The 13,227-nt window shown below is 63.2% G+C and carries 15 protein-coding genes; 1 reads left to right on the forward strand and 14 read right to left on the reverse strand.

What is annotated here, in order from left to right; translation table 11 throughout:
- Positions 1 to 7: 7 nt before the first annotated feature.
- Genes CR152_RS22150 through CR152_RS22195 form a run of 9 tightly spaced genes read right to left on the reverse strand, consistent with a single transcriptional unit; the run spans position 8 to position 7,805 of the window.
- Positions 8 to 310, reverse strand: a complete 303-nt coding sequence (locus CR152_RS22150; protein WP_099878580.1) for a PAAR domain-containing protein — start codon at positions 308 to 310, stop codon at positions 8 to 10.
- Between the two features lie 59 nt (positions 311 to 369).
- Positions 370 to 2,184, reverse strand: coding sequence for a type VI secretion system tip protein VgrG (vgrG, locus tag CR152_RS22155; protein ID WP_229413507.1), 1,815 nt, complete (start codon positions 2,182 to 2,184; stop codon positions 370 to 372).
- 38 nt (positions 2,185 to 2,222) lie between these two features.
- Positions 2,223 to 2,948, reverse strand: coding sequence for a CIS tube protein (locus CR152_RS22160; RefSeq protein ID WP_099878584.1), 726 nt, complete (start codon positions 2,946 to 2,948; stop codon positions 2,223 to 2,225).
- On the reverse strand, positions 2,949 to 3,155 hold the full coding sequence (locus tag CR152_RS22165) for a DUF5908 family protein (protein WP_099878586.1): 207 nt from the start codon (positions 3,153 to 3,155) through the stop codon (positions 2,949 to 2,951).
- Positions 3,156 to 3,157: 2 nt separating this feature from the next.
- Positions 3,158 to 3,634, reverse strand: a complete 477-nt coding sequence (locus CR152_RS22170) for a phage tail protein (RefSeq protein WP_229413508.1) — start codon at positions 3,632 to 3,634, stop codon at positions 3,158 to 3,160.
- Between the two features lie 13 nt (positions 3,635 to 3,647).
- Entirely contained in the window at positions 3,648 to 4,106 is a 459-nt protein-coding gene (locus CR152_RS22175; RefSeq protein ID WP_099878588.1) for a phage tail protein, read from the reverse strand.
- 49 nt (positions 4,107 to 4,155) lie between these two features.
- Positions 4,156 to 6,354, reverse strand: coding sequence for a phage tail sheath family protein (locus CR152_RS33870; protein WP_229413510.1), 2,199 nt, complete (start codon positions 6,352 to 6,354; stop codon positions 4,156 to 4,158).
- A 23-nt stretch (positions 6,355 to 6,377) separates the two neighbouring features.
- Positions 6,378 to 7,229 (reverse strand): hypothetical protein, encoded by an 852-nt coding sequence (locus CR152_RS22190; protein ID WP_099878590.1) that lies wholly within the window; start codon positions 7,227 to 7,229, stop codon positions 6,378 to 6,380.
- 3 nt (positions 7,230 to 7,232) lie between these two features.
- The gene (locus CR152_RS22195; RefSeq protein WP_099882641.1) at positions 7,233 to 7,805 is read right to left on the reverse strand and encodes a Pvc16 family protein; all 573 of its coding nucleotides are present in this window, start codon (positions 7,803 to 7,805) and stop codon (positions 7,233 to 7,235) included.
- A gap of 290 nt (positions 7,806 to 8,095) precedes the next feature.
- On the opposite strand from CR152_RS22195, the gene CR152_RS22200 reads away from it, so the two are divergent.
- Complete coding sequence (locus CR152_RS22200) at positions 8,096 to 8,722, forward strand: eCIS core domain-containing protein (RefSeq protein ID WP_208640175.1); 627 nt, start codon at positions 8,096 to 8,098, stop codon at positions 8,720 to 8,722.
- Positions 8,723 to 9,025: 303 nt separating this feature from the next.
- Here CR152_RS22200 and CR152_RS22205 read toward each other — a convergent pair whose 3' ends face one another.
- From CR152_RS22205 to CR152_RS22230, 5 genes are all read right to left on the reverse strand, one after another.
- The gene (locus tag CR152_RS22205) at positions 9,026 to 10,174 is read right to left on the reverse strand and encodes a branched-chain amino acid ABC transporter substrate-binding protein (RefSeq protein ID WP_099878592.1); all 1,149 of its coding nucleotides are present in this window, start codon (positions 10,172 to 10,174) and stop codon (positions 9,026 to 9,028) included.
- A gap of 100 nt (positions 10,175 to 10,274) precedes the next feature.
- Entirely contained in the window at positions 10,275 to 11,378 is a 1,104-nt protein-coding gene (locus CR152_RS22210; protein ID WP_099878593.1) for an HAF repeat-containing protein, read from the reverse strand.
- A gap of 189 nt (positions 11,379 to 11,567) precedes the next feature.
- Complete coding sequence (locus CR152_RS22215) at positions 11,568 to 11,834, reverse strand: hypothetical protein (protein ID WP_157778662.1); 267 nt, start codon at positions 11,832 to 11,834, stop codon at positions 11,568 to 11,570.
- 330 nt (positions 11,835 to 12,164) lie between these two features.
- The gene (locus tag CR152_RS22220) at positions 12,165 to 12,536 is read right to left on the reverse strand and encodes a hypothetical protein (RefSeq protein ID WP_099878597.1); all 372 of its coding nucleotides are present in this window, start codon (positions 12,534 to 12,536) and stop codon (positions 12,165 to 12,167) included.
- Between the two features lie 398 nt (positions 12,537 to 12,934).
- Positions 12,935 to 13,180 (reverse strand): hypothetical protein, encoded by a 246-nt coding sequence (locus CR152_RS22230; protein ID WP_157778663.1) that lies wholly within the window; start codon positions 13,178 to 13,180, stop codon positions 12,935 to 12,937.
- Positions 13,181 to 13,227 lie beyond the last annotated feature (47 nt).

Raw genomic sequence — 13,227 nt, forward strand, 5'->3', positions numbered from 1 at the left:
GGTTGCCTCATCCGCCGATCATGACAGTGGGGCAACCGAGCACGATGGTGCCGCCATGCTGGCAAGGGTCGCCCACGCGCGCGGCCGCCTTGCCGCCGATGAAGACCGTGGTGGAGCCTTGGGCGATCTGATCCGGCGGGCCGACGCAGGTGCATTTGTCCCCCATGACGGCGGCCACCAGTTTGCCGATCAGGACCGTGGGTACGCCGGGGCCGATCACCGGGCCGCCCACGTGCGGAATCGGGGACGGGACGGCCGGCGTCTGCATCGGGCACACGTGCATATCGGTCTGGCGGGCGGCGGGCGGCATGGAGGCGTCCTTTCGGGAGCGGTGGTCGGGGGGAGGCGGAACGGTCTTCAAGCGCGCGGTCAGTTGATGTTCACGGTCGCTCCCTTGATGGTGGTCTGGCCGCTGGCCGAGAATTCGGCGCTGCTCGCCCCTTTCGCCACCATCGCCATGCCGGCCTTGATGGTGATGTTCTGGGCATCCTGCGTCATGTCCTTGCCGGCCTTGAGCGCCATGTCGCTGCCGGCCGTGACCGTGATCTTGGCCTTGGCGGTGAGCACGATGTCGGAGGCGCTGTCGAGCAGGATGCCTTTCTCGCTGAGCGAGATCGTGTTGCCGTTCTGGTCGGTGGCGACGATGGATTTGGCGTCGTCGCTCATGACCACCTTGTTGCCGGCGGGCGTAAGCAGGCTGATGACCTTTTTCTCGTCGTCGAACTCGACCTTGAGCAAGCCCTTGGTGACGATCGCCTTGGTATAGTTCTCGGCGCTCAGCGCGTAGGGCGGGGTGCGCATGCTGCTGTACAGGCTGGCGATGACGACCGGGTTGGACGGGTCGTTGTTGAGATAGGCGACGATCACCTCGTCGCCGATCTCGGGAATGAAGAAGGCGCCCACCTTGTCCGAGCCATAGGCGCTGGCCAGGCGCGCCCAGACCCCGCCGGCATCGTCCTGCAGCACCGGCAAGGTGACCTGGATGCGGTTTTCGCCGCCCGGATCGGCATCGAGCTTGGCGACCTTGCCGATGTGCAGGCCGGTCACGCCGGGCATCAGGCCGGACGCGGCTTCGCCGGCCCCGCCCTGGCGGACGCCGCCCCAGTCGGGGTCCAGGCCGAAATCGACGTCGGTGATCCAGTTGCCGTCGGCGATATGATGCTCGACTGAACTGACGAACACCTTGCCGCTGAAGCGCGTGCCCACGCCCTTGAGCTCGATCAGGGTGCCGGGCAAGGCCAGCGCGCTGCCCTGGAAAGCCATGCTGCCGCGCACCCGCGCCAGCGCGGCCTTGACCTGGCGCGCCTTGGTCCAGGCCGTGAGCGCCGCCGTCTCCAGCTGCACCGGGGTTTGCAGGCGCAGCGACGCGATGCCGCCCACCTTGCCCAGGGTGGCCGCGTCCAGGTTGCCCTGCAACGACAGGTCCACGGGCCCCGCGTCCTGCGTGGCAATCGCCTGGTTGGCGGGGTCCCAGCTCACGCCGGTCACCTTGGCGTACTGGGTGCGGGCATCGATTTCGGCCTCGAAGCGCATGATGTCGGTGCCGTAGGTCAGGCTCAGCACGGCCGTGGCGCTGGTGTCGGGCGGCTTGACCGTGACGGTCTCGTCGCCGGTGATGACCAGCAAACCGTTCGCTTCGGCGCGCGCCAGCAGGAAGTCCCAGTCGCTGCTGTAGTACTGCACCAGCCCGTGATATTCGCTGGTGGTGTCGGCGACGTCGGCGCTGATGCCGGAACAGCCGCTCAGCAGTGCCGTGATGGCGGCGCTGTCGGTGCTGTCGACGTGGTTCTTGTTGTTGCGGCTTAAGGTCAGTGCGAAGGCCGGGTGGCGGCATTCGATGCACACGCGCACCCGGTTGCCGGCGTCGATGCGCACGCCGTGCTTGATGACGACGCCGGAAAAGATCGGCCACGTCTTGGCGCCATAGCCGGCTTCGATGCTGATGCGCGCGCCCGGCACCAGTTGCGCGGCATCGCTGACCGCGAAGGTCTTGGCCGCCATGTCGCCGTCGGCCACGTAGATGCGCGCCTGCGCCAGCTTGTTGACGCTGCGCGACACCTCCACGGCGATGACGCGCATGCTGTCGGGCAGCACCGTGCCGTCGCTCTTGACGACCAGTTTGAACACGCCCTTGCTGGCAGCGGTGGGCGAGGGCGGGTCGCCGGGGGCTGCGGCGTTGGACACGGAATCGGGCGGGGGACACATCGGCGCGGCCTTGTGGTTCAGTTAATCGGAGGAAAGCGCAGCACCATGCCGGGTGTCAGGGCGCGAAAGCCGACCAGGCCGTTCACACGGGCAACCTCCATGTAATAGCCGGGATCGGCATAGATGCGCTCGCATAACAGGGGCAGGGTGTCGCCGGCGCGCACGGCCACCAGGTGCGACAGGTCGGGCGAACTCCTGGTCGCGCTTTGTTCGATTTTCTTGGGGCTGGCCATGGCCAGCACGCCCAGCGTGACCTTGGCGCGCAGCGGTTGTCCGCTGGGCTTGAACAGGGTGTAGTCGATATCCATCGACTCGACCACCCCGACGAAATTCATGTCGCCCCAGACAAAGCGCAGCACGTTCGGCTCGTGGATGGCGCCCTGGTAATCGTAGACCAGGGCGCGCAGGGCGGCGAGCATGTCGGTGACGCTGGGGGCGTCGGTTGTGACAAGGGTACCGGTGTTGATCAGCGAGCTGAGGTCGGCATTGACGAGCGAGACCACCCCGGTGCCGTCGAGGATCAGTTGCGGCAAGGTCAGCTTCTCCGGATTGACCGCGCTGAACTTGGGCGTCGCGCCCGGCTGGCCCAGGGTGGGGCACTGGTTGTACTGCACGCTCAGGCGATGCTGGTAGCTGGCCGGATTGATCTGCACTTCGAAGGATGGTCCGGCTTTGTCGATGCCGTCGGCATCGCACGGCGAGATCTTGAGCAGGTTTTTCGAGCCGAGGCTGATGCCGCCCATCTAGCGCTCCTGCATCTGGTTGATGGCGTCGCGCAGCAGGCGCGTGCGCTGGGCCACGGTCTTGTCGTCGGCACCGAGTTGCGGCCCGCCGGGAACGCAGCTGTCTTTCTTGGCGGGCGGCGCTTCCTGGGCGCGCGTGGCAGCGGCGCCCGGCGCGCCCTGTACCACATTCGACTTGATATTCAACTGGTTGATTTCGATGGGCATGGTCAGGTCAGTCGGTTGGAATAGTTATAGCTGAGGGTAATGTTCTCGATGGCGACTTCATTCTTTTCCGAGCCGAATGCCTCGACTTCCCACTTGACCGGGTAGGCGTTGGCGAAACTCCAGGACCGGATCGGCAAGCCGTCGGCGTTCATCAGGCACACCACGAGCGGCTGGGCCAGGATGGGGCGGACGAAATCGCCCTCGAACACGGAAATGCACCACTTCACCAGCGGCGAGGAGGTCGAGGCCAGGCCGCGCTTGAGCTGCAGGCTGCGCGACTTGTAGTGGGTCGGCAGGGTATGCACGTAGCGGTTCTCGCCGCCCTCGATCACGGTTTCCGTCTCCAGTTCCGCGGAAATGCCCGACACCTCCTTGAAGGAGGTGTCGGCCAGGCCCAGGGTGGCCCCGAACATGACCGTGAAGTAGAAGGCGGACGGCTGGTAGTCGTCCGACATCGACAGTGAAAGCGTGGCTGGCATGCGCGCGTTCCGCTTAGCCGTTGGCGATGGTCAAGCCCTCGTGCACGATCTCGATCGTCTCGATCGATGCCTCGTTGCCCTCGGCCTTGAGATCGGTACCGGTGATCTTGGTCGGCCAGGCGTTGGCCAGGGTCCAGACCATGGTCGGGGCCCCGGTTTCGTCGAGCAGGCTGATGGTGACCGGCACGCGCTTGACGGTGTTCATCTTGATCTGGTTGAACCACTCCCAGAACTTGTTGTCCGACTTGAACACCCCTTTTTTCATGGTCACGTTGCCGACCTTTTTCAGGCCGGGCATCTTGATCACCGAAAATTCGGGGCTGTCGCCGTGGCGGTACTTGATTTCCTCGGACTGGATATCGAGCCCGCTGATTTCCTGGAACGACATGACCTGGGAATCCCATTTCACCTGGAAATAGAATTTGGGGAGCGGCCATACCGCTGTCGATTGTTTTGAGCCATCATCTGCCATCGCGAACCTCTTAGGTAAGTCACATCAGGAAAGAACTGCCCTTGTTGCGTCAGGATTTTTGCATCTGCTGCTGGAAGGTGATCTCGATGAATTCGGCCGGCCGGCTGACCGCCACCAGGATGGTGACGCGCAGGATGCCTTCGAGAATATCTTCGGCGGTCATGGTTTCGTTCAGGCCGACCGAGACGCTGAAGGCGTCGTCCGGGCTGGCGCCGGCCAGGCCGCCGCGCTTCCAGATGCCGGTCAGGAAGTTGCGCGCCATGCTCTTGATGGTGACCCAGGTGTTGGCCACGTTCGGCTCGAACACATAAGCCTTGCTGGCCAGGCGCAGCGACTCTTCCAGCATGATCATGGTGCGCCGCACGTTGATGTAGCGCCAGTCGAGGCTGTTGCCGTCGAGAGTGCGCGCGCCCCACACCAGGGTGCCTTCGCCGATGAAGGTGCGGATCGCATTGATCGATTTGCCGGTGGTGCTGACGTTCAGGTCTTCCTGGTCGTCGTGGGTGATGTTGACCGACGGCGAGGTCACGGCCGCCAGGCTGACGTTGGCCGGGGCCTTCCAGACTCCGCGCGTATTGTCGACCATGGTGTACAGGCCGGCCATCGCCGCGCTCGGCGGCAGCAGGTTGAGGTTGCGCTGCACGGCCAGCAAGATGCGCGAATACAGCGGGCTGATCGCCACCAGGGTGTTGTGCACGGTGGCGATCTGGTGCAGGCGGTCGGCGCCGTCCTCCACCGTTTTCCAGTCGCGCACGATGGCGTCCAGGGTCTTGCCCACCTGGGTGGCCTTGATCCGCGCCGCCGGGCTCTTGCTGGTGTCGGCGTACAGCACGCTGGCCAGGTCGTTGCTGAGCAGGTCCTTGAGCTTGGTCCGGTTCTCGGCATCGAAATAAGTGAAATCGAGATCCTTGGCGGCCACGATGGTCGTGTTCACCCACGGATAGTAAGCGGCGCCGAAGGCCAGGAAGCTGGTGCCTACCCCTTCGCGGAACTGGTTGACGGGACCGTCGTTCAATTCCTTCTCGCCGTTATACACATCGAGAATGGCAAAACGGCTCTTCATCTTGTAGCCGCAGTGCATCAGCATCTGGGCTTGCAGACTGTAGCAGTCATCTTTGGCCAGCAGCACGGCTTCCGGAATGACCAGCATGGTCGGTTCCTGCTCCTTGAGCAAGACATCGATACCGGCCTGCAGGGCGTCGGCCTCGGGCTGGGCCTGGTAGTCGCCCACCGAGACAATGTAGCAGGCGCCGCCGCCATTCTGGAAAAACAGTTTCATGCTGTGGTACAGCAGGTGCTTGCCGCCGGTCTTGACCAGTTTGTAAGGCACGAACGCGCGCGCTTTTTCCGCCTTGAGTTTCAGCGCGTAGGCGGGGATGGCGGCGGTGGCGGCCTTGTCTGACGCTGCCTGGGCATCCTGGGCGGCTTTCTCCGCAGCATCGTAGGCGGTCGTTTTGGCTGCTTTCTGCTCGGCGCTGGCTTTGTCGAGCTCGGCCTTGGCAGCGTCCGCCTTCTTGCGCAGGTCCGCCGCCGTGTCGGCGGCTGTCGCGGCGACCGTGACGAGGTCGGATGCATCGCCAGCCTTGGCACTGCCCTTGGCTGCCGTCTCAGCCTTTAAAGCTGCGGCCTCGGCTGCTTCGGACTGGGATTTTTTATCGGCGTTGCCGGCGTCGGCCTCCAGCGCTTTCTTGGCTTCGTTCGCGGCGGTTCTGGCCGAGTCCGCTGCCGCGCGCAAGACCGGGTCCTCGGCGCCAGCGGTTTGGACAGGGGCGGCGCCGCTCTTGGCACTGTCTTTGGCGGCCGCTTCAGCCTTCGCAGCGGCGGCCTCGGTTTCTTCGGACTTGGCTTTTTTTTCGGCGTTGTCGGCGTCGGCATCGAGCGCTTTCCTGGCCTCGTCCGCAGCTGTTCTGGCCTTGTTCGCTGTCTCGCGCAAGGCGGGATCCTCGGCGCCGGCGCCAGCGGCAGGGGCTGCGCCTTCCGCCAGCGGCGCGACGCCCGAAAAATCGGCATCGTCCTGACGCTCGACTTTATCGAAGGTGAACACCGGCACTGGCGGACCGCCGAAGTGGACCTCGAATTCGGCCATCGAGCTGATCCGCATTGCCTTGTTGGTCAGGGATGAACCCTTGTAATCGGCGATCTGCGTGTGGCCGACAAAGGCAGGCACCGCGGTCGCGACCTCGACCACCGAGTTGGGGAATGCGTTCTTTTCAACGATGTAGACCCCGGGAGTTTTATATTGCGCCATCTTGCGTCCTTTCTGGTGGGTAATCAGGGGATGTAGATTTCCGACACTAATACTGGTACGGCACTTCCTTCTGTAATTTCCCGCCCGATGGCTGCCACACTGGCATTCGGCAGTCGCTTGATGAGAATTCTTTGGCCCAGCTCGCCCTGGTCGCGCAGCTGCAGGCGTTGTTGCGGGGTCTTGCGCATAGCGATCGCCTGTTCGCTGGCAAAGGTCAGTGCCGACCGGTTGCCGGGCAGCGGCGTGCGCCCGCGCGCCGCGAAGCGCAGTTTGTCGTCGAGGTCGACGATGACCGGATTGGGTGCATCCAGGTCGCTCAAAAAATGGTACTTCCAGACGCTGGCACGGGCGCCGAAGCGGACCAGCCAGACTGGCGCGGCAGCCTGCGCCAGCGCGCCGGCCACATCGGCCAGAGCCAAAACCATGAAAAACGCGGGCCTGGCGCCGTGTCCGGCCAGACCCGCCGCCTTGTCCGGTACGCGCGGAAGGCGCCAGGCCGCCGGTCCGGCCAGTTCATCGGGATGCATGCGCCAGCGGCCGACGCCTTCGGCCTGGGCCCGGGCGCTGTGGAAAAACAGGCAGGCGTCGGGTGCGGGCGCATCGAGCCCGGTGAACAGGGAAAAGTGGGGATCTGTCGAGAACACGGCAAATTCGAGTTCCGCCGCGTCGTCGCGCCCGCCTTGCAGATCGGCGCGCGCCGCATCCTGGCCGGCCAGCGCCAGGCCGTGCGCGGACGGACGCGCGAGGATGCCGAAGCGATCGAGCAGGGCGGCGCATTGCTGCGTCGGCACGAAGCGGAAATTGGCGCTGGCCCCATCCGGGAAATACGCGTGATCGGCGCGCAATTCCAGGAGAAGGGAATATGCGCCGCGCATGGCTCAGTGACCTACGCTGGTGATCGGTTCGGCCACGGTGCCGACCTGGTGCGTGATGTCGTCGCCGCCCACGGTAATCATGCGTACCTTGTACATGACGGAGGGCAGGTAGCGCCCGCTGAGCATGGTCCAGAGATTGCTCAGCTCATGCGTCTTGAGGTTTTCGATATCGAGCAGGAGCCGTTCGATGCGTTCATCGAGATCGGGCGTGACCTGATGGTCGAATACCGGCGTGCGCTGGAAGAAGCTGATCGCGCTGGAAATGAAACGCAGCGCCTCGGGATAGTTTTTATCGCTGAAATTGGCGGCGACCACCACGTACAGGTTGAGGAACAGCGGCCGGCTGAAGACCGGCGTGCGGCCCGCGCCGGGGCTGGGCGCGAATGCCTGCTGGGGCAGCGTGTCTTTCTCGATATTGGTCAGGCAGATCACCACCTTGTTGGCGATGTGCGGGGCGATAGCGCCGTTCTGCCCGATGATATTCGACACCACCACGATGTCGTCGGTGAGCTTGTGGCTGCGCCGCAAAAACTGATTGAGGTGCTGCGCGAGGTGATCGATGGCTGCCTCAATCATCAGCATGCTCCCGGTTCGGAAAGCTTGGACAAGACGATCGGCAGGCGCATTCCTGATCTCCCTTTTGTTGTAATTTCGGAAGACTTTATCATAAGACACTGTGTGGTTTTTTTTATTTTTGCGATGTCGCAATCGTTACATCAACGTGGTAACTTATGAGATTGTGAGGACCATTTCGTGATCGAAATCGCCGGCGAAAACTGCACCGCCAGGACGCGGGCGGTTGGCAAGCGCGGCTGTAGTGACGGGCTCCGCGCCATCTTTTCTGTTCTGTTCATGCGAGGTGAACGATGAGTACTGATGCGCTTTACCAGGCGCCACAAGCCGGTCCCGAACCGCAGCAAGAGCGCCACGCGCGCGCCACCGGGCCGGCGGAAGGCATGGCCGACGGGCACGTCGCCCGGTTCGCCAATGGACGGGCGCAAGCGGTCGCGCAAACCCAGTTGCAGGCGTTCGTCGACAAGCGGTTACAGGCGTGCCAATGCAAGGTTGTCGGCAGCCTGATACAAAACAGTGCGCGCGTACGACAGATGCAGGCGCTGGCCCGGATGACGGATAGAGCACCTGTGCAGCGTCAGGCCGGGGCAAACAATGCCGGACTGCCCGATCAACTCAAGGCCGGCATGGAAAGCCTGTCGGGCATGAGCATGGACCACGTCAAGGTGCACTACAATTCAGCGCAGCCCGCGCAATTGAATGCGCATGCGTTTGCGCAGGGCAGCGATATCCACCTGGCGCCGGGGCAGGAGCGGCATTTGCCGCACGAGGCCTGGCATGTGGTGCAGCAGGCGCAGGGGCGGGTCAGGCCGACGATGCAGATGAAGGCTGGCGTGCCGGTCAATGATGATGCCTCGCTGGAGAGCGAGGCCGACGTCATGGGAGCGCGGGCGGCTGCCTGCGGTGCGTCGCCACGGTAGTACAGGACGGCTGCGGCGTATGGCGCGGGCAGCGGGGTTGTGCAACGCTATGTGCTTGCTATCGCGTACTGTGAGGTTGCGCCGCTCGATACAGATGAGGCCGGCATGGTGGCCATCTCGGCATGAGCTGCGGCGCGCCGATGTTATCGACCGGCATGGGAGTCAACCGGGAGTTGCCGGGCGGTGCCAGGGCACGCGGCCAGGCTCGAGGCCGGCCATGTGGAGTCGGTTCCTCCCTATCTGCTGAGGTTGCAACACCTCACCGCCGATAGCGAGCTCCGCCCCCCATGCCGGCCGCGCCGCTTACTGGATGACGCTGAGGCGCTGGCGCTTGCCGCTTTTGAAGGTGTACAAGGTCAGCCTGCCATCCTTGACGTCGCCCCGGGCGTCGAAGGCGGTCACGCCGGTCACGCCCTTGTGGCGCACCTTGGCCAGCGCCGGCAGGTACACCGCCGGATCGGTCGAGCCGGCCTGCTGCATGGCGGCCACCATGGCGTGCATGGCGTCGTAGGCATACGGCGCATACGTCATCACGTCGATGCCGTAGCGGCGCCGGTAGGCCGCGCGGAAATCATCCATGCCTTTTTGCTGCTGCGCGTCGACTCCGCCGGCTTCCGCGCAGATGACCTGGCCATCGGCCATGCCATCGCCGGCCAGCCTGGCCATCGAATCGGAACACATGCCGTCGCCGCCCATGAAGCGCAGCGGCATGCCCAGTTGCTTCATCTGGCGCAGCATCGGTCCTGCCACGGCATCCATGCCGCCGAAGAAAATCAGATCTGGCTTGGTGGCCTTGATGGCGGTCAGGATCGCGCCGAAATCGGTCGCCTTGTCGGTGGTGTACTGTTGCGTGACCACGCGCGCGCCCTGGCCGGCGCTCTTGACGTTCTTGATGAATTCGTCAGCCACGCCTTTGCCGTAGGCGGTGCGGTCGTCGATGACGGCAATCTGCCTGGCCTTGCCGGTTTGTACCGCGTACTTGGCGAGCGCGGCGCCCAGCTGCTCGTCGTTGGCGACGTTGCGAAACGCTGTATTGAAACCCTGGCGCGTGTACTTGGGGTTGCTGGCCGAGGGCGAAATTTGCGGGATGCCCGCGTCGAAGTAGATTTTCGAGGCCGGGATCGTGGTGCCCGAGGTTTCGTGGCCGATCACGCCGCGCACCTTGGCGTCGACCAGCTTTTGGGCCACGGTGGTGCCTTGTTTGGGGTCGCCGGCGTCGTCCTCGGCCAGCATCTCGATGCGGTAGCGCTTGCCGCCGATCAGCACGCCCTTGGCGTTCAACTCATCGACCGCCATGCGCGCGCCGTTTTCATTGTCCTTGCCGAGGTGGGCGATGACGCCGGAGGTGGCCGCCACGTGCCCGATCCGGACCACGTCCTGGGCCTGCGCCACGCCGCCAGACAAGCTGGCCAGCACGGCCGCCCGCAGAACCAAACTGGAATTGAACCGCATAGCTTCCTTTTTCGTTGACGCGGCCGGTATGGCGCGGAGCGGCCAGCATACCACGCAGGAATCGTCCGTGCGCCTGCGGATTTCCCCTACAGGTTCCGCCTCAGCTGCCTGAGCCGGTCATCTCGATGCCGCGGTTGCGCAAGTGATACAGCACGGCCAGGCCCGCCAGGGTCAGCACACTGGCGATCAGGGTCAGCAGCTCGCTGCCGCCGCGGGTAATGACGGCTGCGGCGTTCGAGGCCATGGTCGCGGCGGTCATGCCGTGATCGTAGGTGGCGCCGATGACGAGTTCGCGGTCGTTGATGGCGTTGGTCAGGTGCAGGCCCTGGCCGCCGCGGTGCACCGTCATCTTCTTGTCGAGCCACACGAAGGACATGCGCTCCGAACCGACCATGACGGTGCCGACCACGTGGCCGGCGTTGTTGATATCGGTGGCAAAGCTGTTGTAATTGCCGATCAGCGCACCCAGGTCGACCATGCGCTTGCCGTCGTGCATAAAGGCGCGCCAGCGGCGGTCCTTCGTTTCCGAGGCGCCGACCACGAGGCCATTGTCATTGATCGCCATGGCCGAGCTTTGGCGCCCACCCAGGGTGCCCAGGTCGACCATGCCGCGTTCGGCGGTGTACAGGAAGGCGTGACGATAGCCGTCCGCGTTGGCGGCGGTGCCGACCACATGCCGGTGCTTGTTGATGCCGCTGGCGTAACTGATGTTGCCGCCCAAGGTGCCGAGATCTTGCAGCTGCCCGCCGCCGTGGTTGATGAAGGCGTGCCAGTCGCCGTTGGGAATGTCGGCAAAGCCGACGCTGATGCCTTCCTGGTTGATGCCCATGCCGTAGCTGCTGGGGCCGCCAAGGGTGCCCATCACGCGCATGCCGCTGCTGCGATGGAAAAGGAAAGCGTTCCAGGTGCCATCCTTGTTGCGCGCCGATCCAATGATCTCGCCACGGTCGTTGATGCCGCGCGCATCGCTGTGCATGCCGCCGCGCGAGCCCAGGTCGGTGATTTTGCCTTTCTCGAACAGCACGCCGCGCGTGTTGCCGTCGCCGTCTTCCAGCACGGCGGCCACCTGGCCGGCGCCGTTCATGTCGTAGGCGATGGTCGACTCGCCTGTGGGTACGGCGATGCCGAGCGAATGGGGACGGGCACTGGCCTCGCCTCCCAGCAGGATCAGTACGACGAGGCAGGCAGGAAGGGCAGGGCGCATGCGGAATTCCTTTCGATAATGGGCGTCAGGGCGATATCCGTTATAAAACGGTGTCGATGAATATACGCCAACGTTGCGACCTTGAGGAATTTGTTTTGCTATGTTGTGGTAAATTTATTGCGCTATCGATGTGGAAAACAAAAAACCCGCACAGGGCGGGTTGTTGGCGGTGAACGGCATGACAGGCTGTCAGATGTACTTTTCGATGATGCGGACGATTGTGGGTACCAGCTGGGCCAGGAAAACGAGGCCCGCAACCCATATGATGATCGCCGACTTCGCCTCGGCTATTTTGGTATGAACATCGGCAATATCAGATTTGGTCGCGCCAATTGCCTTGATCACGCCGATATCGATCTTCATGGCCGCGACATCAATTTTGATGGCGGCAACATCGGCTTCCAGTTTTGTTATGCGGGCTTCCATGCCCCCATGATCATGCAGTTCACCGCTCATGTCCATAGTGTTCCTCGACGATGTAAACGTTTTTTTGTCCGGGGGGCGGTACGCTGCAAGGACACGCTTCCCGCAGGCTGGGTGATCAGCGGCCATGCGATACGAACGAGTCGGTCGATACTCGGCACAGCCCTGCCGGGTCGACGATGCGTTAGTAAAGGAGGCTCGTACGGGGCCGGTTCTGCTCATCACAGTAAGACCTCGTCCATTGGAATGAGTTTCTGATGTCCCGGCACCATCAAGTATTGGTTCCGCCCAGTCTGGGTTCACGGCGTGCTGACGAAGGGGTTTAAGCCCGCGTTGGGTTCTCGATCGCCAACGATGAGCGCATCAGATGTACTTCTCGATGAGGCGTACCGCTGCCGGCACTAACTGAGCCAGAAAAACGACGCCTGAAATCCAGAGGATAATTGCCGACTTCGCGTCCGCCACCGTGCTGCGTATCTCCAGACGTACGCCGGCAATTTCGGACCGCACTACCGCGATCTCGGACCGCACCCCGGCAATTTCGGACCGCAACTCGGACCGTCCTCCGGCAATCTCGGACCGAAACTCGGAATGCAGTTCAGCAATATCTGATTTCGTCGCGCCATTGGCCTTGATCACCGCAACATCGATCTTGATGGCGGTGATGTCAGCTTCCAGCTTGGCTACGCGGGCTTCCATGTCGCCATGATCATGCAGTTCGCCGTTCGTGTCCATCGTGTTTCCTCATGATTGACAGCATGTCGCCCGGTGGCACGGGGCCAGTTCTGCTCTTTACAGTAAGACCTCTTCTATTGAAGTTAGTTCTGTCGAACCGGCGCCATCATGCATGCCGTCCCACCTGAGCCGCTGGCCGGTCGGCGGGCGAAAAGCGGCCGCCCGCCGTTGGTGGAGGTATGAGATGTTCGCTGGGTGGTGCGCGATGAGAGCAATGGGCCATTCCTGGAGCAGCATTGTTCCTCCGGCCTGGCGGGCTTCGCCGGGCGCGCTTGCCCAACAAACGGAAGACGCCGACCGTGCACGGCGTCTCCGGCGTCATCGTGAAGCTCAACATCAAGGTGGCATGTGTAAAAACCCGCTCAAGGCGGGTTTTTGACCGCGCAACGATGCGCGTGTCAGACGTACTTCTCGATGAGGCGTACCGCTGCGGGTACCAACTGAGCCAGGAAAACAAGGCCGGCAACCCACGTAATAATCGTCGACTTCGCCTCGGCAATATCCGCTTTGGTCGCGCCAATTGCCTTGATCACGCCGATATCGATCTTCATGGCCGCGACATCAATTTTGATGGCGGCAACATCGGCTTCCAGTTTTGTTATGCGGGCTTCCATTCCGCCATGATCACGCAGTTCACCGTTCATGTCCATCGTGTTCCTCGATGATATATAGGTTTTCTGCCCGGCGATCC

This window comes from Massilia violaceinigra (assembly GCF_002752675.1).
Classification (GTDB): domain Bacteria; phylum Pseudomonadota; class Gammaproteobacteria; order Burkholderiales; family Burkholderiaceae_D; genus Telluria_A; species Telluria_A violaceinigra.

What these genes read in the sequence shown, in the direction of transcription:
- CR152_RS22150 (WP_099878580.1), bottom strand. Translation starts at nt 310, where the DNA reads ATGCCGCCCGCCGCCCGCCAGACCGATATGCACGTGTGCCCGATGCAG.
- CR152_RS22160 (WP_099878584.1), bottom strand. Translation starts at nt 2,948, where the DNA reads ATGGGCGGCATCAGCCTCGGCTCGAAAAACCTGCTCAAGATCTCGCCG.
- CR152_RS22165 (WP_099878586.1), bottom strand. Translation starts at nt 3,155, where the DNA reads ATGCCCATCGAAATCAACCAGTTGAATATCAAGTCGAATGTGGTACAG.
- CR152_RS22170 (WP_229413508.1), bottom strand. Translation starts at nt 3,634, where the DNA reads ATGCCAGCCACGCTTTCACTGTCGATGTCGGACGACTACCAGCCGTCC.
- CR152_RS22175 (WP_099878588.1), bottom strand. Translation starts at nt 4,106, where the DNA reads ATGGCAGATGATGGCTCAAAACAATCGACAGCGGTATGGCCGCTCCCC.
- CR152_RS33870 (WP_229413510.1), bottom strand. Translation starts at nt 6,354, where the DNA reads ATGGCGCAATATAAAACTCCCGGGGTCTACATCGTTGAAAAGAACGCA.
- CR152_RS22190 (WP_099878590.1), bottom strand. Translation starts at nt 7,229, where the DNA reads ATGCGCGGCGCATATTCCCTTCTCCTGGAATTGCGCGCCGATCACGCG.
- CR152_RS22195 (WP_099882641.1), bottom strand. Translation starts at nt 7,805, where the DNA reads ATGATTGAGGCAGCCATCGATCACCTCGCGCAGCACCTCAATCAGTTT.
- CR152_RS22200 (WP_208640175.1), top strand. Translation starts at nt 8,096, where the DNA reads ATGAGTACTGATGCGCTTTACCAGGCGCCACAAGCCGGTCCCGAACCG.
- CR152_RS22205 (WP_099878592.1), bottom strand. Translation starts at nt 10,174, where the DNA reads ATGCGGTTCAATTCCAGTTTGGTTCTGCGGGCGGCCGTGCTGGCCAGC.
- CR152_RS22210 (WP_099878593.1), bottom strand. Translation starts at nt 11,378, where the DNA reads ATGCGCCCTGCCCTTCCTGCCTGCCTCGTCGTACTGATCCTGCTGGGA.
- CR152_RS22215 (WP_157778662.1), bottom strand. Translation starts at nt 11,834, where the DNA reads ATGAGCGGTGAACTGCATGATCATGGGGGCATGGAAGCCCGCATAACA.
- CR152_RS22220 (WP_099878597.1), bottom strand. Translation starts at nt 12,536, where the DNA reads ATGGACACGAACGGCGAACTGCATGATCATGGCGACATGGAAGCCCGC.
- CR152_RS22230 (WP_157778663.1), bottom strand. Translation starts at nt 13,180, where the DNA reads ATGAACGGTGAACTGCGTGATCATGGCGGAATGGAAGCCCGCATAACA.